Genomic DNA, 17,785 nt, shown 5'->3' on the forward strand with positions numbered 1-17,785 from the left:
GGCAGCTCCACAAGAAAAAGAGCGGCCCGGAAATTCCGGACCGCTCTTCGCCTGTGCGACGGATAAAGACCTAGAAGTCCATGTCGCCGCCGCCGGGCATGCCGCCGGCGGGAGCGGCCGGAGCCTTCTCGGGCTTCTCGGCGATGACGGCCTCGGTCGTCAGGAACAGCGCCGCGATGGAGGCGGCGTTCTGCAGCGCGGAGCGCGTCACCTTGGCCGGGTCGATGATGCCCGACTCGAACATGTTGACGTACTCGCCCGACGCGGCGTTGAGGCCCTCACCCGGGGTGAGGTTGCGCACGCGCTCGACCACGACGCCGCCCTCGAGGCCGGCGTTGACCGCGATCTGCTTGAGCGGCTCCTCCAGCGCCTTCTTGACGATGGCGGCACCGGTGGCCTCGTCGCCGTTGAGCTCGAGCTTGTCGAACGCCTTGGCGCCGGCCTGCAGCAGCGCCACGCCACCGCCGGGGACGATGCCCTCCTCGACGGCCGCCTTCGCGTTGCGGACGGCGTCCTCGATGCGGTGCTTGCGCTCCTTGAGCTCGACCTCGGTGGCGGCACCGGCCTTGATGACGGCGACGCCGCCGGCCAGCTTGGCCAGACGCTCCTGGAGCTTCTCGCGGTCGTAGTCGGAGTCGGTGCGCTCGATCTCGGCGCGGATCTCGTTGACCCGGCCGGAGATCTGCTCGGCGTCACCGGCGCCGTCGACGATCGTCGTCTCGTCCTTGGTCACGACCACCTTGCGGGCGCGGCCCAGCAGGTCGAGGGTGGCGGTCTCGAGCTTGAGGCCGACCTCCTCGGCGATGACCTGACCGCCGGTCAGGATCGCGATGTCGTTGAGCATGGCCTTGCGGCGGTCACCGAAGCCCGGCGCCTTGACGGCGACGGAGCGGAACAGGCCGCGGATCTTGTTGACGACCAGGGTCGCCAGGGCCTCGCCCTCGACGTCCTCGGCGATGATCAGCAGCGGCTTGCCCGACTGGACGACCTTGTCGAGCAGCGGCAGCAGGTCCTTGTTGGCGGAGACCTTGCTGTTGACGATCAGGATGTAGGGGTCTTCGAGCACGGCCTCCATGCGGTCGGAGTCGGTCACGAAGTACATCGACGTCATGCCCTTGTCGAAGCGCATGCCCTCGGTGAGCTCGAGCTCGAGGCCGAAGGTGTTGCTCTCCTCGACGGTGATGACGCCTTCCTTGCCGACCTTGTCCATCGCCTCGGCGATGAGCGAGCCGATCTCGGGGTCGGCGGCGGAGATGGAGGCGGTGGAGGCGATCTGCTCCTTGGTCTCCACGTCCTTGGCCAGCTTGGAGAGCTCCTCGCTGACGCGCTCGACGGCGGACTCGATGCCCTTCTTCAGGGCCATCGGGTTGGCGCCGGCGGCGACGTTGCGCAGGCCCTCGCGCACCAGCGCCTGGGCGAGCACGGTGGCCGTGGTGGTGCCGTCACCAGCCACGTCGTCGGTCTTCTTCGCGACCTCCTTGACCAGCTCGGCGCCGATCTTCTCCCAGGGGTCCTCGAGCTCGATCTCCTTGGCGATGGACACACCGTCGTTGGTGATCGTGGGAGCGCCCCACTTCTTCTCCAGCACGACGTTGCGGCCCTTGGGACCCAAGGTCACCTTGACGGCGTCGGCGAGCTGGTTCATACCGCGCTCGAGACCGCGCCGGGCGTCCTCGTCAAACGCGATCATCTTGGCTGCCATAAGGCTAGACCTCCCAGATGCAGGGTGGCTTGTCGTGGACCGAGCCGACGCCCGCGACGGCATGGGTCAGCATCTCCTTCGGCAGACCCCATCGTCCCGATCCGGTGTTGGCACTCTGCTGCACAGAGTGCCAACGAACTGTTTAGCACTCTACCCTGTCGAGTGCAAGCGAACGCCCATCTGCCCCACGTTTCCGCCCAGGTCAGTCAGTACGCCGGTACGGCGAGCCGCCCTGGGCGGCCCACCGTACGCGAGTCGACGAAAGAGAGATGACGGCTCGCACGGACTGCGCTGCCGTGCGAACCCGCCCGGTGCATACCAGGATGTCGATCAGACCGTTCGGACGGACTCCGCCTGCGGTCCCTTCTGGCCCTGCGTGATCTCGAACTCGACGCGCTGTCCCTGCTCGAGAGATCGGTACCCGTCCATCATGATCGCTGAGTAATGGACGAATACATCCTTACCACCGTCTACCGCGATGAAGCCGTAGCCCTTGTCCGCGTTGAACCACTTGACGGTGCCCTGCGCCACTTCCGACTCCTCTTACTGGTCTCCCAGATCTCGCCCATTCCTCCGCGAGACCTGTAATCGCCCGACTTAACAGAAAATCAGCCGGACGATCGCCCTCGACCATACCTGTGGGGAGGGGTTTGGCAACAGAGTCAATCTGGGAACTGCCTATTTCTTCTTCCCGAACCTGGTTCAACATTGAATTAGGCCCGGAAAAGGAGAAGGCGCCCACAAGGGGCGCCTTCTGGATGTGAGCCGCGACACTCAGCCGCCGGCGACCGCCGGGATGATGGAGATCTGCGTGCCCTCAGGGGCGGGAGTGTCGAGGCCCTCGGCGAAACGGACGTCCTCTTCCCCCACGTAAACGTTGACGAAACGACGAATCTTGCCCGATTCATCCAGAATTCTCGCGCCGATGCCCGGGTAGTCGGCGTCGAGCTTGATGAGCACGTCACGAAGCGTCGCGCCCTCGCCACTGACCTCCGCGTTGCCCCCGGTGTAGGTGCGCAGAATGGTGGGAATCCGCACAGAAACGCTCATGGTTTAAGTCGCCTTTCCTGGTTGTCAGACAGTCGCGCGGAACGCGTCGAGAGAGGGCCGGATCACGGCCGTGGGTGCGGCGTCGTCGCTGATCGCGTCGAGCGTCTTGAGCCCGTCACCGGTGTTGAGCACCACGGTGAGGGCGTCGGGGTCGAGCACGCCGTTCTCGGTGAGCTTCTTCAGCACGCCGACGGTGACGCCGCCCGCGGTCTCGGCGAAGACGCCCTCGGTCGAGGCCAGCAGCTTGATGGCGGCCACGATCTCGGCGTCGGTGACGTCCTCGACGGCCCCGCCGGTGCGCCGGGCGATGTCCAGCACGTACGGGCCGTCGGCCGGGTTGCCGATGGCCAGGGACTTGGCGATGGTGTCGGGCTTGACCGGTCGTACGACCTCGTGCCCCGCCTTGTACGCGGTCGACACCGGCGAGCACCCGGCCGCCTGCGCCCCGAAGATCTTGTACGGGGTGTCCTCGACCAGCCCCAGCTTCACCAGCTCCTTGAAGCCCTTGTCGATCTTCGTGAGCTGGGACCCGGAGGCGATGGGGATGATGATCTGCTCGGGCAGCCGCCAGCCGAGCTGCTCGGCGATCTCGTACGCGAGCGTCTTGGAGCCCTCGGCGTAGTAGGGCCGCAGGTTGACGTTGACGAATCCCCACTTGTCGCCCAGCGGGTCGCCGATGAGCTCGGAGCAGAACCGGTTGACGTCGTCGTACGTGCCCTCGATGCCGATGAGCTTCCCGCCGAAGACCCGCGCCATGGCGATCTTCGCCTGCTCCAGGTTAGCCGGGATGAACACGCACGCGTCGAGCCCGGCCCGCGCAGCGGCGGCCGTGACGGCGCCGGCGAGATTGCCGGTGGAGGAGCAGGAAAGCGTGTGGAAACCGAAGTTCCTGGCCGCTTCGACGGCCATGGCGACGACCCGGTCCTTGAAGGAGTGGGTGGGATTGCCGGAGTCGTCCTTCACGTAAAGGGACTTGATGCCGAGCGTTCGGCCGAGGTTTCCGGCCTTGACCAATTTCGTCCAGCCGGGGTTCATATTCGGCTTTTCGGTCACGTTCGCCGGCACCGGAAGGAGCGCCCGGTAACGCCAGATGTTGGCCGGACCCGATGCGATCTGCTCGCGGGTCACCTGGCCGAAGTCGTAGGCCGCCTCGAGCGGCCCGAAACATTCCTGACACGCGAAGCTGGGACCCAGCGGGTAACGCGCGCCGCACTCGCGGCAGGACAGAGCGGTGGCAGGACCAAAGTCAAGCGACATGAAGCGAGGCCTTCCCTCATCTTCGCCCGCGGCCACCTTGACCGCGAACCGGAATTGGCACCTTGTCCCGGTCGGCCTCGCCTGGTCGCGAGTCGAAAGCCGGGAGGGTTGCCGGGGCTTCGCAGGGCCGGTCCCTCCACCCCTCTGGATGAGCAATATGAAGTTGTTGAAACGGACTCTACCCGCTTAAGTGGCTGCAATTACCACCCGTCTCACCATGTGAGACGGGTGGTCTCAGCGGTAGTCCTCGCCCAGCACACCCTGCACATACTTGCGCGCCTGATGGATGCGGGATTTCGCGGTGCCCAGCGGGATGCCGAGCTGCTCGGCCACCTCGTTGTAGTCGAGCTGGACGATGTCGCGCAGCACCAGCGCCTGCGCCAGATCGGGCTTGTCGGCCTCCAGCGCCTCCATCGCGTCGAGCAGGTCGAGCCGCGAGCCGGCGATCACGCTGACCCGCCGCACGTCGGGCTTCTGCATCGGCAGCTCGTCCGAGCTCTGCTCGGCCGCCCGCCGCTTCAGCGACCGGTACGTCGTGCGCGCGCAGTTGGCCGTCACGATGTGCAGCCATGTACTGAACCTGGCGCGCCCCTCGAACCGCCCGATGTTACGCGCCACGGCCAGCAACGTATCTTGCGAGGCCTCCTCCGCGTCCTGGTGATAAGGCAGGATTCGGGCGCAGTGCCGCATCACATCGGGCTCTATCCGCGCCAGGAGCTCGCCGAGTGCGCGATGATCTCCGGCAGCGGCTGAGCGGGCGAGTTCCTCGGTTAGCTCATCAAGCGCCATAGCTGGGATCCTATGATCGAAAGGAGCCTAGATGAACAGCGTGCTGTTGGCCTCCAACAGAGGGCCGGTCTCCTTCACCGTCTCCGACGACGGCGAACTCACCATGAAGCGCGGCGGCGGCGGTCTCGTGTCGGGCCTGTCGGGCGTGGCCAAGGGCGACGGCGTGCTGTGGGTCTGCGCGGCGCTGTCCGACGGCGACCGCAGCGCAGTGCGGCAGGCCGGCGGCGGCCGCGTCGACCACGCGGGCTACGACACGGGCCCGATGCGCATGCTCGACATCCCGCCCGCCACCTTCCACCGCGCCTACAACGCGGTGGCCAACTCGACCCTGTGGTTCGTCAACCATCTGCTCTACGACATCCCCAACTCGCCCAACTTCGGCACCAGGTTCGAGCGCGAGTGGGAGTCATACCGCGACTACAACGGCGCCTTCGCGCTGGCGCTCGCCGAGGAGGCCGGCCACGGCGCGCGCGTGATGGTGCAGGACTACCACCTTACGCTGACCCCCGCCATGCTCAGGGCCGAACGGCCCGACCTGCGCATCGCACACTTCAGCCACACCCCGTGGGCGCCGCCCGAATACTTCTCGCTGCTGCCCGACGACGTCGCCAAGGAGGTGCTCGAAGGCATCCTGGGCGCCGACCACGCCGGCTTCCTCACCGACCGGTGGGCGCAGGCGTTCATGGACTGCTGCGAGCGGCTGCTGGGCGCCGAGGCCGACCGCGTCGGGCGCAGCGTCACCCACGCCGGCAGGAGCACCCGCATCGGCGTCCACAGCCTGGGGGTGGACGGCGCCGCGCTGTGGGAGCGGGCCTGCGAGCCCGACGTCGAGTCCCACATGACGGCGCTCAGGGAGCAGGTCGGCGGGCGCAGGCTGATCGTCCGCATCGACCGCACCGAGCTGTCGAAGAACATCGTGCGCGGGCTCAACGCCTACCGCGAGTTCCTCGCCGCCCACCCCGAGTGGCACGGCCGCGTGGTGCACCTCGCCTTCGCCTATCCCAGCCGGCACGACCTGCCCGAATACCGCGAGTACACCGCGTCGGTGCAGCGCTGCGCCCAGGAGATCGAGGACGAGTACGCCACCGAGGACTGGGACCCGCTCATCCTCAACGTCAACGACGACTATCCGCGCTCGCTGGCCGCGTACCGGATGGCCGACGTGCTGCTGGTCAACCCCATCCGCGACGGCATGAACCTGGTCGCCAAGGAGGGCCCCGTGCTGTCGCCGCACTGCGCGCTCGTGCTGTCGCGGGAGGCGGGCGCCGCGGCCGAGCTGGGCCAGCACGCGCTGCTCGTCAACCCGTACGACATCAGCGGCACCGCGGCCGCGCTGCACGAGGCGCTGGTCATGCCGGAGGACGAGCGGCGCAGCCGCCGCGACAAGCTGCGCGCCGCCGCGACCGCGCTGCCACCGCAGCAGTGGCTAGCCGCCCAGCTCGAAGCGCTGGCCTGACGCGTCACGAGGGGCTGATCGCCGAGACCAGCTCCTCCAGCAGCCGCACCACGCCGTCGGGGCCGTCCACCACCAGGTCGGCGCGCTCCGCGAGCGCGGTGACCTCGGTCGAGCCGCTGCACACGGTCACGCCGGGCAGCCCCGAGGCGCGTACGGCGTCGAACGCCGCCAGGTCGCCGAGGTCGTCGCCGACGAACATGACTGAGCGCGCCTCCCGCTCGGTGAGGAACAGGCCGAGCGCGTGGCCCTTGTCCATGCCGGGCGGCCGCAGCTCCAGCACCATGCGGCCGGGCTCGATCACCAGCCCGTGCTTGTCGGCCAGCTTGGCGAGCGGCTCGCGCAGCGCGGCGAGCGCGCCCTCGGGGTCGGGGCTGCGCCTCGTGTGGACGGCCACGGCCCGCCCCTTGTCCTCGACGCGCACGCCCCGCACGCCCAGCGATTCGAGCAGCAGCGGCAGCTCGGCCTCCGCGTTGGGGACGCCGGGCGGCGGCGGGGGCGCGGAGACGCGGCCGTCCTCCCAGCGTTCGAAGCCGTAGTGGCCGAGCACCACCAGGCCGGGCACGTCGGCCAGGCCGGGGCCGAGCTCCAGCGCGGTGGCCGCGGGCCTGCCGGTCACGATGGCCACCGCTCGGACGCGGGCGCCCAGCTCGGCGAGTACGCCGGGCGCCTTCGGATGGATCACGGCCTGGGCGGGGTCGGGCACGATCGGCGACAGGGTGCCGTCGAAGTCGAGCCCGATCACGGCGCCCGCCGGATCGTCCACGATCGCTTCCATTCCAGGGATGTTCTTCACTCGGCTGCCGTACCCAGACGGTCAGGGACGCATGCCGAGCCTTCTGGCCGCACGGTCGCGCCGGCGGGTGGATCGTAATCTGCGTAGCCGCTTGACCAGCATCGGGTCCTGCTCCAGCGCCTCCGGCCGGTCGATCAGCTCGCCGAGGAGCTGGTAGTAGCGCGTGGCGGAGAAGCCGAACGTCTCCTTGATGGCGTGCTCCTTCGCGCCCGCGTAGCGCCACCATTGGCGTTCGAAGGCGAGGAGATCGAGATCGCGTTGTGAGAGTGGTTGTCGGGACGGTTCCTGGGCAGCATTGTCACCGCTGAGCGGTGCTCCCATGGTGTCCTCCTCGAAAGGGGCGGGCGACGATCTCGCCGCCCGCACGCGGCCCGTTCGCCATCGTAATGTGCGGAGTGCGGCTGTTCACGACGGATTGGGAGACGTACAGTCACCAGATGTGACCTCTGTCATCACGCTCCTCACCGACTACGGGTTAGAGGATGGATATGTGGCGGCCTGTCATGGAGTGATCGCCGGGATAGCCCCTGACGCCCGGGTGATCGACGTCTGTCACCTCATCCCGGCCGGCGATGTGCGGCGCGGCGCGGCGGTTCTGGCGCAGACCATCCCGTACCTCCCTGAGGGTATCCACATCGCCGCGGTCGATCCCGGGGCGGGTGGCGCGCGGCGGGCGGTGGCCGTCGAGGCGGGCGGCCGGGTGTTCATCGGGCCCGACAACGGGCTGCTGTCGTGGGCGGTGCACGCCGGCGGCGGCGCGCGGGCGGCGTACGAGATCACCAACGACGCCCACTTCCTGCGCCCGGCCTCGCCGACGTTCCCGGGGCGTGACGTGTTCGCGCCGGTGGCCGGGCGGCTGTACGGCGGGCTGCCGGTGGCCGAGCTGGGGCCGCCGCTGCCGGTGTCGCGGCTGGTCACGCTGCCCGAGCCGACCACGCTGCTGCGCGACGGCTCGGTGGAGGGCGAGGTGGTCTCGGTCGACCGCTACGGCAACACGCAGCTGTCGATCCGGGCCGGTGACCTGCAGTCGCTGGGCGTGCGGGTGGGCGACACGCTCGGGGTGTGGCTGGGGCGGCGGCAGCTCGCGCTGCCGTACCGGGAGACGTACGCGGCGGTGCCGCCGGGCGAGCTGGTGGCGTTCGCGGACTCGGCGGGGCTGATCGCGATCGCGGTCAACTGCGGTGACGCGGCCCAGCGGCTGGGCCTGCCGCCCGGTGCACATGTCCGACTTTCCCCCTCTCCATAGGACAAAGAAGATAGTTCTGGAACTACTCCTCGTATCGGTCTGTTTACTGAAGCGTCCGTCCGTCGGCGTATCCGCGTGTCAGAATGCGAGCTGATCGGAGGTCCCTCCCCTCCCGCTCGAGGTCGACGTGTTCCAGTTGTCCGTTGTGCTGTCCTTCCTGCTGTCCGTGACCTGGCCCGCTCCCGTCCCGCCCGTGTCCGAGCGCTGGCGCGCCTGGCCGGTGACGCGCATCTTCCCCGCCACGGTGCCGGGGCACAGCCCCTCCGGGGCGCGGGTCACGTACGTGCTGGCCGGGGTCGCCCCCGAGGCCGCCTGCCCGGCCGCCTTCCAGGCCGCGGCCGTGCGGCCCTACTGGCCCTACTGCCGCGTCGCCTTGCGCGCCACCTACGCCGACAGCACCCAGACCTTCGTCGTCACCGCCGGCATCGCCGTGCTCGACCGGCCGGGGTTCTTCCTCCACGGCTCGGGGCGGCCCGCGACCGTGCGGCCCGCTGCGTTCCCCGGCGGGCCCGCCGCCCGCTTCGGCGACCGCCAGTACGTCACCGGCGTCGTGCTCGGCTCCCCCGGGCGCTACCTGGTGGCGACGGCGGCCGGGTACGCCGACGGGCGGGCCTACCGTCCCGGCGATCCGGTGGCCTCCCGCCTGCGCGCCGCCGCCCGCCAGGTCGCCACGTCGCTGCACCGGGCGCTGACGCGATGAGGCGGATCACCGTACCGGTCCTGCTGACCGTGCTGCTGTCGGGCCCCGTGCCGGCCCTGGCGGGGGACGGCGGCGACGAGATGGCCGCCGCCGCGAGGGCCGGGCAGTGGCAGCTCGGCGCGCTGCGCCTGCCCGACGCCTGGCGCACCAGCAAGGGCGAGGGCGTCACGGTCGCCGTGCTCGACACCGGCGTCAACCCGGGGCACCCCGACCTGCGCGGCGCCGTCATCGAGGGCCCCGACCTCACCGACCCCGGCGGGGACGGGCGCGGATGGGGCCCCCACGGCACCGCGATGGCCGGGCTGATCGCCGGGCGCGGGCACGGCGACGGCGGCAAGGGCGGCGTGCTCGGCGTGGCGCCCGCCGCCACGGTGCTGTCGATCAGGGTCACGCTGGAGAACGGCGACCCGCGCCGCGCCCACCGGCAGCCCGGCTGGCGCGACGCGCTGGCCAGGGGCATCAGGTACGCCGCCGACCACGGCGCGGGCGTGATCAGCATGTCGCTGGGCGGCGGCAGCGGCGCGTGGGAGGGCTCGGCCGCCGAGGAGGAGGCCGTCCAGTACGCCATCGGCAAGGGCGCGGTGCTCGTGGCGTCGTCGGGCAACGACGGGGCTTCGGCGAACAGGAAGAACTTCCCCGCCGCCTACCCCGGGGTGATCGCCGTGGGCGCGGTGGACCGGCGGGGCAGGGTGGCCCGTTTCTCCAACCGGCAGGACTACGTGTCGGTGGTCGCGCCGGGCACGGACATCGTGACGGCCGACGGCGGCGACTCGTACGTGGTGGGCGACGGCACCAGCTCGGCCGCCGCCATGGTGGCGGGCATCGCGGCGCTGATCAGGTCGGCGCATCCGCACCTGTCGCCGTACCACGTGCGGCTGGCCATCGAGGAGGGCACCAGGCGCCGGCCCTGCGACGGCTACAGCCCGGCCTACGGGCACGGGGTGGCGGACGCGGCGCTGGCGCTGCGCGAGGCCGCCCGGCTGGCCGCGCCCGCCGTCGTGCCGCCGCTGCCCGGCCCCTACTTCGGCGACGGTCCCTATCCGGCGTCCAGGACGGCGGTGGTGGCGGGGATGGTGCTGCTGGTGGTCGTGATGTCGGGGTGGGTGGTGCTGCGCTCGCGGGAACGGCGGAGGGATTCAACCTAGCAAGCGCTTGTGTGATACTCCGAGCTATGACGTACGCGATCGACGGCTGGTTCGCGGTCGAGCCCGGCGGTGTCCGCCTGCTCGGCACCCGGTGCGCGGGCTGCGGCACCATCTGCTTCCCGCCCCGCCGGGACTCCTGCCCCAACCCGCGCTGCGAGGTCACCGACATGGAGGAGATCCGGCTGCCCAGGCGCGGGCGGGTCTGGTCGTACACCAACGCCTGCTACCCGCCGCCCGCGCCGTACGTGGCGGCGCAGCCGTACGAGCCGGTCACGCTCGCCGCCGTCGAGCTGGACGAGGTCGGCATCGTCGTGCTCGGCCAGGTCAAGGGCCTGACGGTGGAGCAGCTCGCGGTGGGCATGGAGCTGGAGCTGACCTCGGGCGAGCTGGCCGACGGCCCGCTGATGTGGATGTGGGGGCGGGCCTCATGAGCGTGGCCGTGCTGGGCACCGGGATGCACCCGTGGGGCAAGTGGGGCCGCCCCTTCCTCGAGTACGGCCTGGCCGCCGCCCGCGCCGCCCTCGACGACGCCGGGCTGGCCTGGACCGACGTGCAGTTCGTCGTCGGGGCCGACACGATCAGGAACGGCTACCCCGGCTTCGTCTCCGGCGCCTCCTACGCCAGGGCACTCGGCTGGTCGGGCGCCAGGGTCGCCTCCTGCTACGCGGCCTGCGCGTCGGGGGCGCAGGCGCTGGACATCGCGCGTACCAGGATCCTCGCCGGGCTCTGCGACGTCGCGCTGGTGATCGGCGCGGACGCGGCGCCGAAGGGCTTCTTCGCCCCCGTCGGCGGCGAGCGGCCCGACGACCCCGACTGGCTGCGCTTCCGGCTGCTCGGCGCGACGAACCCGGCGTACTTCGCGCTCTACGCCCGCCGCCGCATGGCCCTGCACGGTTCGACCCCTGCCGACTTCGCCGCCGTCAAGGTCAAGAACGCGCTGGCCGGCTCGCTCAACCCGATGGCCCGCTACCGCAAGCCGGTGACCGCAGAGCAGGTGCTGACCTCCCCCATGGTGGCCGACCCGCTGCGGCTCATGGACGTCTGCGCCACCTCCGACGGGGGCGCGGCGGTGGTGCTGGCGTCGGAGTCGTACGCGCGCCGCCACAGCGTCGCCGCCCCCGTCCGCCTGGCGGCCGTCTCCACGGTCACCCCCGTCTTCCCCAACACGGTGCTGGAGCTGCCCGACTTCGCGACCGACTCGTGCGCCGCCGTGCCGCCGCCCGAGCGGCCGTTCCGCGCGTCGATCGCGCACGCCGCCTACGAGGAGGCCGGCATCGGCCCTGAGGACGTGTCGCTGGCCGAGGTCTACGACCTGTCCACGGCGCTGGAGCTGGACTGGATGGAGGACGTCGGGCTCTGCCCGCCCGGCGAGGCTGACAAACTGCTCAGGGACGGGCAGACCGCCCTGGGCGGCCGGATCCCGGTGAACCCGTCCGGCGGCCTGGCCTCCTTCGGCGAGGCCGTGCCCGCCCAGGCCATCGCCCAGCTCTGCGAGCTGACCACGCAGCTGCGCGGCCGGGCCGGCGCCCGCCAGGTGCCCGGCGCCCGTGTGGGCCTCGCGGCCAACCAGGGGCTGTTCGGCCACGGCTCCGCGCTGATCGTCACCACCTGAGCATGCGAAACGCCCCAGGGAGCGAGTCCCCGGGGCGTTTCAGGTGGTTCTAGCCAGTTCTAACCTACGTGCACCACGTCGTGGGTCTCCGCGAAGTGGCAGGCGCTGGCATGGCCCGTACCGGGCCTGATCTGCAGCAGCGGCTCCTCCTCCGCGCAGATCTCCTGCGCCTTCCAGCACCGCGTACGGAACCGGCAGCCGCTCGGCGGGTTGGCCGGCGAGGGCGGGTCACCCTGGAGGATGATCCGCTCCCGATGCTCACGCCCGTCGGGGTCGGGCACCGGCACCGCCGACAGCAACGCCTGCGTGTAGGGGTGCGCGGGACGGTCGTAGATCTCGGCGTCCTTGCCCAGCTCCACGAACTTGCCCAGGTACATCACGCCCACCCGGTCGGAGATGTGGCGCACCACCGACAGGTCGTGGGCGATGAAGATGTACGCGAGACCGAACTCGCTCTGCAGCCGCTCCAGCAGGTTGATCACCTGCGCCTGGATCGACACGTCGAGCGCGGAGACCGGCTCGTCACAGACGATGATCTCCGGCTGCAGCGCCAGGCCGCGGGCGATGCCGATGCGCTGCCGCTGGCCGCCGGAGAACTGGTGCGGGTAGCGGTTGATGTGCTCGGGGTTGAGCCCGACCACCTCCAGCAGCTCCTGCACCTTCTTGCGCCGGTCGCCCTTGGGCGCGACCTCGGTGTGGATCTCGTACGGCTCGCCGATGATGTCACCGACGGTCATCCGGGGGTTCAGCGAGGTGTACGGGTCCTGCATCACCATCTGGATGTTGCGGCGCATGCGCTTGAGCTCGCCGCCCCTGGCCTTGGCGATGTCCCGGCCGTTGATCCTCACCGAGCCCGACGTCGGCCGCTCCAGCGCCATCAGCACCTTGGCCAGCGTGGACTTGCCGCAGCCCGACTCGCCCACGATGCCCAGCGTCTCGCCCTTGTTCAGGTCGAACGACACGCCGTCCACGGCCTTGATCGCACCGACCTGCTTCTTGAGGACGACCCCCTGCGTCAGCGGGAAGTGCTTGACCAGGTCACGCACCTCGAGGATGGTCTCACTGCCGCTCGCCATCGAGGACCTCCCTCCAGTAGTGGCAGGCGCTGCCGCGAGTGCCGCTGATCTCGTAGAGCGGGGGGGCGTCGGTCAGGCAGTTGTCCTGCCGGAACGGGCACCGGGGGTGGAACGAGCACCCCTTCGGCAGGTTCAGCAGGTTAGGGGGCAGACCCTTGATCGCGTACAGGTCCTGGCCCTTGAGGTCGACCCTGGGGATCGAGTCGAGCAGGCCCTTGGTGTACGGGTGCGCGGGGGCCTTGTAGATGTCGTACACGGGGGCGTGCTCGACGATGCGGCCGGCGTACATGACCGCGATCTTGTCGGCCACGTCGGCCACGACGCCGAGGTCGTGGGTAATGAGGATCAGGCCCATCTGGCTCTCGCGCTGCAGCTCGGCCAGCAGCTCCATGATCTGCGCCTGCACGGTCACGTCGAGCGCCGTGGTCGGCTCGTCGGCGATCAGCACCTCGGGGTCGAGGGCGATCGACATCGCGATCATGATGCGCTGCCGCATGCCGCCGGAGAACTGGTGCGGGTAGTCGTTCACCCGCTGCCGCGCGGCCGGGATGCGCACCCGGTCCATCAGCTCCACGGCCTTCTTCATGGAGTCGGCCTTGGACATGCCCCGGTGCACCCGGAACATCTCGCTGATCTGCCAGCCCACGGTGAACACCGGGTTGAGCGCGGACAACGCGTCCTGGAAGATCATCGCGATCCGCTGGCCGCGGACCTGCGTACGGGCCTCCTCCGACAGCTTGAGCAGGTCGGTGCCCCTGAAGCGGATCTCCCCCTTGGGGATGACCGCCGGAGGCATGTCGAGGATGCCCATGATGGCCTGCGCCGTCACGGACTTGCCCGAACCCGACTCGCCCAGCACCGCGAGCGTCTCACCTGGGTTGACCGTGTAGCTCACGCCGTTGACGGCTCGTACGGTGCCGGCCCGCGTGTGGAACTCCACGTGCAGGTCCTCCACCGCGAGCAGCGGTCCGTCGCCCGGCCCTCCCTCGGCGGGCAACACATCCGAAGACGTCTTCTTCACTTGATCCCCCCTTCTACCTGAGCTTCGGGTCGAGCGCGTCGCGCACCGCGTCGCCCAGCATGATGAACGCGAGCACGGTGATGCTCAGGAACACGGCGGGGAACACCAGCGGCAGCGGCGCCTCCAGGAACCTGTTGCGCGCGTCGGCGATCATCAGGCCCCATGAGATGTCCGGCGACTGCACGCCCACGCCCAGGAACGACAGCGCCGCCTCGGCGGCGATGAAGCTGCCCAGGTTGATCGTGGCGACCACGATGACCGGCGCCAGCGAGTTCGGCAGCAGGTGACGGAACATGATCCGGCTCGACCCCGCGCCCAGCGCTCTGGCGGCGACCACGAAGTCCTGGCTCTTCGCGGTGATCACCGCCGCTCGCATGATCCGGAACACCATCGGCCAGCCGAGCACCGTCAGCGCCACGATCACCAGCAGGATGCTGTTGGCCTTGCCGCGGAAGGTGGCCGCGATCAGCAGCGCGCCGAGGATCGACGGGATGGCGAAGAAGATCTCCGTCAGCCGCGAGGCGATCGTGTCGGTCACGCCGCCGCGGAAGCCGGCGATGATGCCGAGCAGACCGCCGATGATCGTCGTCATGAGCGTGGTGAACACGCCGATGACGATCGAGTTCCGGGCGCCGTAGATGGTCCGCGCGTAGACGTCGCAGCCCAGGTTGTCGCGGCCGAACAGGTGGCCGGGCCCGGGGCCCTGCCGCGCCGTCGACAGGTCACAGGTCCTGGCGTTGTACGGGTCGATCGCGCTGAACAGCGACGGCCAGAACGACATGACGAGCAGCACCAGGATGATGATCACCGAGATGATGAACATCGGCCGGCGCCGCAGGTCGTGCCAGGCGTCGGTCCACAGGCTCGCGGGCTTGCCGCCCTTGCCCTCGGCGCCCTCGGTGTCGGGCGCCGAGGGGGCGACCGTGTCGGGTACGAGTGTCTGCGTCTCCGGGAGTCCAGGCCCGCCCGGTGGGGTTGGGTTACTCATAGCGGATCCTCGGGTCGAGCACGGCGTACAACAGGTCGACGATCAGGTTGGCCAGGATGTAGATCAGCACCAGGATGGTGACGATCCCGACGACAACCGGCTGCTCACGCAAGTAGACCGAGGTGAAGAGCTGGTTGCCGATCCCCTGGAGGTTGAAGATCGTCTCCGTGATCACCGCGCCGCCCATCAGGTTGCCGAGGTCGGCGCCCAGATAGGTGACCAGCGGGATCAGGGCGTTGCGCAGGCCGTGCCTGCCGATGACGCGCCGCCTGGACAGACCCTTGGCGATCGCCGTGCGGATGTAGTCCGCTCTCAGGGTCTCCACCAGGCTCGTCCTGGTGAGCCTGGTGAGGTACGCGACTGACACGCCGGCCAGCACGAAGCCGGGCAGGAGATAGCTGCGCAGCCCCGCGAACGTACCCGCGACGGGGAAGATGTCCAGCCCGGTCCACTGCTTGAGCTGCACACCCAGGACGAGCTGCAGCACGAAGCCGGTCACCAGCGTGGGCACCGAGATCAGCAGCAGCGTGGAGGCGAGGATGGCGGTGTCGGTGGCCCTGCCGCGGCGCAGCGCCGCCCACAGGCCCAGGCCCACACCGAGGAGCGCCTCGATGATCAGGGCGGTCAGCGCCAGGTTCAGCGTGACCTGGAACTTGCCTGCCAGCATTTCCGAGACGGGCACGTCGGCGAAGTTGACGCCGAAGTCGCCCCTGAAGAGCACGCCGCTGATGTAGTACCAGTACTGCAGGAGCAGCGGATCGTTGAGGTGATACTGCTCGCGCAGCACCTCGGCCACGGCCGGATCCGGCCGCTTGTCCCCGAACAGTGCCGCGATGGGGTCGCCGGGCAGCGCGAAGACGATGCAGAAGATGAGTAGCGTGGCGCCGAGCAGGACGGGTATCGCCTGGATCAAGCGCCTGATGACATATCGGCCCATTAAGCCCTCCGGTACACACTTGGAGGCAGCCCTCGGAGTCCGTGATTTACCCGGTCCGAGTGACTGCCTCCAAGCTCAGCCCTCCGACGGGCGGGCGGCAAGAGCCACCCGCCAGGCGAACGACGTCAGGCCTTCTCGATGTCGGCCCATTCAACCTGGTTCAGCAGGTTGAGCTTGACGTTCTTGACCTTCGTGGAGTGGCCGAAGTTGCTCCGGTAGAAGTAAACCGGGATGTAGGGCAGGTCCTTCAGCAGGATGTCGTCGGCCTGCTGGTAGAACTTCAGACCCTCGGCGGCGTCGGCGGCCTGGTCGCCCTTGGCCACCAGCTCGTCGAAGTCCTTGTTGGAGTAACCACCGTAGTTCGACCCGGTGCCGATGGCGCCGGTGCCGAAGATCGGGGTGAGGTAGTTCTCGGCCGAGGGGTAGTCGATGGCCCAGCCCATACGGAACAGGCCCTTGTACTCCTTGGCGTCCAGGGCGTCCAGGATGCCCTGGAACTTCTCGAACGGCTTCGGCGTGACCTCGATGCCCAGGTTCGCCCGCAGGTTGTTGGCGACGGCCTCGATCCACTCCTTGTGGCCACCGTCGGCGTTGTAGCCGAGCTCGATGGTCTTCGGGCCGTTCGCGGACTCGTACAGCTTCTTGGCCTCGGCCGGGTTGTACGTGCACGCCTCACAGGCGCCCTGGCGGTAGCCGGGGATGGCCGGGTTGATGAAGTCGTCCGCGGGGGCGCGGGTGCCGGAGAAGACCGTGTCGGCGATGGTCTTCCTGTCGATGGCCATCGAGATGGCCTTGCGGATGTCGACGTTCTCGAAGTCCTTGTTGTACTTCAGCGGGACGCCGATGTAGCCGATGGCCGCGTCGGGCTCGTCGAAGTAGCGGTCGCCGAGCACGGACTTGGCCGTGGCGATGGCGGTCGCGGGCAGGGAGTCGTGGATGTCGAGGTTCTCGGCCTGGAGGTCGTTCCACGCGGTCTCGGAGCTGGTGTAGACCTTGAACTGGAGCTTCGTCCAGCCCGTGGGCTTCTTGCCCGGGAACTTGTCGTAGACGGACAGCTCGACGGTCGGGTCGGTGCCCTTCTTGTACGGCTTGTCCATCTTGAACAGGCCCTGGCCGATCGGCTTCTCGCCGTACTCCTGGGTGACCTTGCCGTCGGAGCCGATCGCCGACTCCGGCATCGGGTAGAAGGCGGTGTAGCCCAGCATGGTCTTGAACTGGGAGAACGGCGCGGTCAGGGTGACTTCGAGCGTGAGGTCGTCGACGACCTTCAGGCCCTTCATCTCCTTGGTCGTCGGCGTCTTGCCCTCACCCGGGTGCACGTCCTCGTAGCCGTCGATCCGGCCGAAGAAGTAGGACGAGCTCATGGCGTTGTCCTGCAGAGCGGCGTAGTTCCACGCACGGGCGTAGTCGGCGGCCTTGACGGGGGTGCCGTCGTGCCAGGTGTAACCCGACTTCAGCTTGATCGTCCAGACCTTGCTGTCTTCCGTGGTGACCGACTCGGCGGCCTCCTCGACCGGCTGCTTGCTCTCGTCGTAGCTCACGAGCGGCGAGAAGACCGCGGCGAGAACCTCGGAGCCTTCGGTCTCGGTCGTGTTCTGCGGGTTCAGGAGCTCCTGAGGCTCACCGATTTCCATGCGGACCGGCGTTTCTGCGCCGCCCGCGGCAGTGCCACCGTTGTCCGAGGCACCGCCGCCACACGCGGCAACCGCGAGGGCGAGCAGCGCGGTACCGGCGACGATCTGTGCGCCCTTAGTAACACGCATGGTGAAAGAATTCCTCCCTCTACAGGTGGGCGCCAAGCGCTGAGCTGCGGTGATCGTGAGCAGCCTGACGGGGAGTTCCTGGTATCCCCCCGGATTTGGCTGACATGGTCAAACCAGCCGACGCCCTGCCAGTCGATCGCGACTATCCCTTACTACTTGCCACCAGGGAGTCTCTGGCGCGTTGCAGTTCGGTCACACGTGTGCCTATCCAGCGTCACAGACAATCGGCCTGATGCCTCGCAAATGGTAC

General features: G+C 69.2%; 18 protein-coding genes and 1 riboswitch. Of the genes, 6 read left to right on the top strand and 12 right to left on the bottom strand.

Going from position 1 to position 17,785, the window contains the following annotated elements; translation table 11 throughout:
• Window positions 1-70: 70 nt before the first annotated feature.
• The 5 genes from groL to AB0K18_RS21055 all read right to left on the bottom strand — a co-directional run bounded on the left by groL (window position 71) and on the right by AB0K18_RS21055 (window position 4,798).
• A complete protein-coding gene (groL, locus tag AB0K18_RS21035) occupies window positions 71-1,702 on the bottom strand; it encodes a chaperonin GroEL (RefSeq protein WP_355414872.1) in 1,632 nt (543 codons plus the stop codon).
• Window positions 1,703-2,032: 330 nt separating this feature from the next.
• Window positions 2,033-2,233 carry a cold-shock protein gene (locus AB0K18_RS21040; protein WP_106250594.1) on the bottom strand — a complete coding sequence of 67 codons (201 nt, stop codon included), beginning with the start codon at window positions 2,231-2,233 and terminating at the stop codon, window positions 2,033-2,035.
• A 243-nt stretch (window positions 2,234-2,476) separates the two neighbouring features.
• A complete protein-coding gene (locus tag AB0K18_RS21045) occupies window positions 2,477-2,752 on the bottom strand; it encodes a MoaD/ThiS family protein (protein WP_364377490.1) in 276 nt (91 codons plus the stop codon).
• A gap of 24 nt (window positions 2,753-2,776) precedes the next feature.
• Window positions 2,777-4,009 carry a threonine synthase gene (thrC, locus tag AB0K18_RS21050; RefSeq protein WP_364575254.1) on the bottom strand — a complete coding sequence of 411 codons (1,233 nt, stop codon included), beginning with the start codon at window positions 4,007-4,009 and terminating at the stop codon, window positions 2,777-2,779.
• A 13-nt stretch (window positions 4,010-4,022) separates the two neighbouring features.
• Window positions 4,023-4,164, bottom strand: a riboswitch (SAM riboswitch).
• 79 nt (window positions 4,165-4,243) lie between these two features.
• Window positions 4,244-4,798 carry an RNA polymerase sigma factor gene (locus tag AB0K18_RS21055; protein WP_237106268.1) on the bottom strand — a complete coding sequence of 185 codons (555 nt, stop codon included), beginning with the start codon at window positions 4,796-4,798 and terminating at the stop codon, window positions 4,244-4,246.
• Between the two features lie 31 nt (window positions 4,799-4,829).
• Here AB0K18_RS21055 and AB0K18_RS21060 point away from each other — a divergent pair, with 31 nt between their 5' ends.
• Complete coding sequence (locus AB0K18_RS21060) at window positions 4,830-6,254, top strand: trehalose-6-phosphate synthase (RefSeq protein ID WP_364916509.1); 1,425 nt, start codon at window positions 4,830-4,832, stop codon at window positions 6,252-6,254.
• Window positions 6,255-6,258: 4 nt separating this feature from the next.
• Here AB0K18_RS21060 and otsB read toward each other — a convergent pair whose 3' ends face one another.
• Both otsB and AB0K18_RS21070 read right to left on the bottom strand, forming a co-directional pair.
• Window positions 6,259-7,029, bottom strand: a complete 771-nt coding sequence (otsB, locus tag AB0K18_RS21065) for a trehalose-phosphatase (RefSeq protein ID WP_364916512.1) — start codon at window positions 7,027-7,029, stop codon at window positions 6,259-6,261.
• 39 nt (window positions 7,030-7,068) lie between these two features.
• Complete coding sequence (locus AB0K18_RS21070) at window positions 7,069-7,368, bottom strand: DUF3263 domain-containing protein (RefSeq protein ID WP_355414860.1); 300 nt, start codon at window positions 7,366-7,368, stop codon at window positions 7,069-7,071.
• A 118-nt stretch (window positions 7,369-7,486) separates the two neighbouring features.
• On the opposite strand from AB0K18_RS21070, the gene AB0K18_RS21075 reads away from it, so the two are divergent.
• The 5 genes from AB0K18_RS21075 (at window position 7,487) to AB0K18_RS21095 (ending at window position 11,750) form a co-directional block, all read left to right on the top strand.
• Window positions 7,487-8,293, top strand: coding sequence for an SAM-dependent chlorinase/fluorinase (locus AB0K18_RS21075; RefSeq protein WP_364916515.1), 807 nt, complete (start codon window positions 7,487-7,489; stop codon window positions 8,291-8,293).
• A gap of 136 nt (window positions 8,294-8,429) precedes the next feature.
• Window positions 8,430-8,993, top strand: a complete 564-nt coding sequence (locus tag AB0K18_RS21080) for a hypothetical protein (protein WP_364916518.1) — start codon at window positions 8,430-8,432, stop codon at window positions 8,991-8,993.
• Window positions 8,990-10,138, top strand: coding sequence for a S8 family serine peptidase (locus tag AB0K18_RS21085; protein ID WP_364916521.1), 1,149 nt, complete (start codon window positions 8,990-8,992; stop codon window positions 10,136-10,138). Before AB0K18_RS21080 ends, AB0K18_RS21085 begins: the two co-directional genes overlap by 4 nt.
• A 26-nt stretch (window positions 10,139-10,164) precedes the next feature.
• On the top strand, window positions 10,165-10,569 hold the full coding sequence (locus tag AB0K18_RS21090) for an OB-fold domain-containing protein (protein ID WP_364916524.1): 405 nt from the start codon (window positions 10,165-10,167) through the stop codon (window positions 10,567-10,569).
• Window positions 10,566-11,750, top strand: a complete 1,185-nt coding sequence (locus AB0K18_RS21095; RefSeq protein WP_364916527.1) for a lipid-transfer protein — start codon at window positions 10,566-10,568, stop codon at window positions 11,748-11,750. The genes AB0K18_RS21090 and AB0K18_RS21095 overlap by 4 nt, the downstream gene beginning before the upstream one ends.
• A 59-nt stretch (window positions 11,751-11,809) precedes the next feature.
• Here the strand turns inward: AB0K18_RS21095 and AB0K18_RS21100 are convergent, their stop codons facing one another.
• The 5 genes from AB0K18_RS21100 to AB0K18_RS21120 all read right to left on the bottom strand — a co-directional run bounded on the left by AB0K18_RS21100 (window position 11,810) and on the right by AB0K18_RS21120 (window position 17,406).
• On the bottom strand, window positions 11,810-12,826 hold the full coding sequence (locus tag AB0K18_RS21100; RefSeq protein WP_364916530.1) for a dipeptide ABC transporter ATP-binding protein: 1,017 nt from the start codon (window positions 12,824-12,826) through the stop codon (window positions 11,810-11,812).
• The gene (locus tag AB0K18_RS21105) at window positions 12,810-13,847 is read right to left on the bottom strand and encodes an ABC transporter ATP-binding protein (protein ID WP_364916533.1); all 1,038 of its coding nucleotides are present in this window, start codon (window positions 13,845-13,847) and stop codon (window positions 12,810-12,812) included. The genes AB0K18_RS21100 and AB0K18_RS21105 overlap by 17 nt, the downstream gene beginning before the upstream one ends.
• A 13-nt stretch (window positions 13,848-13,860) precedes the next feature.
• Window positions 13,861-14,835, bottom strand: coding sequence for an ABC transporter permease (locus tag AB0K18_RS21110; RefSeq protein WP_364916536.1), 975 nt, complete (start codon window positions 14,833-14,835; stop codon window positions 13,861-13,863).
• Window positions 14,828-15,772 carry an ABC transporter permease gene (locus AB0K18_RS21115; RefSeq protein WP_364916539.1) on the bottom strand — a complete coding sequence of 315 codons (945 nt, stop codon included), beginning with the start codon at window positions 15,770-15,772 and terminating at the stop codon, window positions 14,828-14,830. Before AB0K18_RS21115 ends, AB0K18_RS21110 begins: the two co-directional genes overlap by 8 nt.
• Before the next feature lie 125 nt (window positions 15,773-15,897).
• Entirely contained in the window at window positions 15,898-17,406 is a 1,509-nt protein-coding gene (locus tag AB0K18_RS21120) for an ABC transporter substrate-binding protein (protein ID WP_364916542.1), read from the bottom strand.
• Between the last annotated feature and the right edge of the window lie 379 nt (window positions 17,407-17,785).

This window comes from Nonomuraea sp. NPDC049421 (assembly GCF_040677005.1).
Classification (GTDB): Bacteria; Actinomycetota; Actinomycetes; order Streptosporangiales; family Streptosporangiaceae; genus Nonomuraea; species Nonomuraea salmonea.

What these genes read in the sequence shown, in the direction of transcription:
- groL (WP_355414872.1), bottom strand. Translation starts at nt 1,702, where the DNA reads ATGGCAGCCAAGATGATCGCGTTTGACGAGGACGCCCGGCGCGGTCTC.
- AB0K18_RS21045 (WP_364377490.1), bottom strand. Translation starts at nt 2,752, where the DNA reads ATGAGCGTTTCTGTGCGGATTCCCACCATTCTGCGCACCTACACCGGG.
- thrC (WP_364575254.1), bottom strand. Translation starts at nt 4,009, where the DNA reads ATGTCGCTTGACTTTGGTCCTGCCACCGCTCTGTCCTGCCGCGAGTGC.
- AB0K18_RS21055 (WP_237106268.1), bottom strand. Translation starts at nt 4,798, where the DNA reads ATGGCGCTTGATGAGCTAACCGAGGAACTCGCCCGCTCAGCCGCTGCC.
- AB0K18_RS21060 (WP_364916509.1), top strand. Translation starts at nt 4,830, where the DNA reads ATGAACAGCGTGCTGTTGGCCTCCAACAGAGGGCCGGTCTCCTTCACC.
- otsB (WP_364916512.1), bottom strand. Translation starts at nt 7,029, where the DNA reads ATGGAAGCGATCGTGGACGATCCGGCGGGCGCCGTGATCGGGCTCGAC.
- AB0K18_RS21070 (WP_355414860.1), bottom strand. Translation starts at nt 7,368, where the DNA reads ATGGGAGCACCGCTCAGCGGTGACAATGCTGCCCAGGAACCGTCCCGA.
- AB0K18_RS21085 (WP_364916521.1), top strand. Translation starts at nt 8,990, where the DNA reads ATGAGGCGGATCACCGTACCGGTCCTGCTGACCGTGCTGCTGTCGGGC.
- AB0K18_RS21090 (WP_364916524.1), top strand. Translation starts at nt 10,165, where the DNA reads ATGACGTACGCGATCGACGGCTGGTTCGCGGTCGAGCCCGGCGGTGTC.
- AB0K18_RS21095 (WP_364916527.1), top strand. Translation starts at nt 10,566, where the DNA reads ATGAGCGTGGCCGTGCTGGGCACCGGGATGCACCCGTGGGGCAAGTGG.
- AB0K18_RS21100 (WP_364916530.1), bottom strand. Translation starts at nt 12,826, where the DNA reads ATGGCGAGCGGCAGTGAGACCATCCTCGAGGTGCGTGACCTGGTCAAG.
- AB0K18_RS21110 (WP_364916536.1), bottom strand. Translation starts at nt 14,835, where the DNA reads ATGAGTAACCCAACCCCACCGGGCGGGCCTGGACTCCCGGAGACGCAG.
- AB0K18_RS21115 (WP_364916539.1), bottom strand. Translation starts at nt 15,772, where the DNA reads ATGGGCCGATATGTCATCAGGCGCTTGATCCAGGCGATACCCGTCCTG.
- AB0K18_RS21120 (WP_364916542.1), bottom strand. Translation starts at nt 17,406, where the DNA reads ATGGAAATCGGTGAGCCTCAGGAGCTCCTGAACCCGCAGAACACGACC.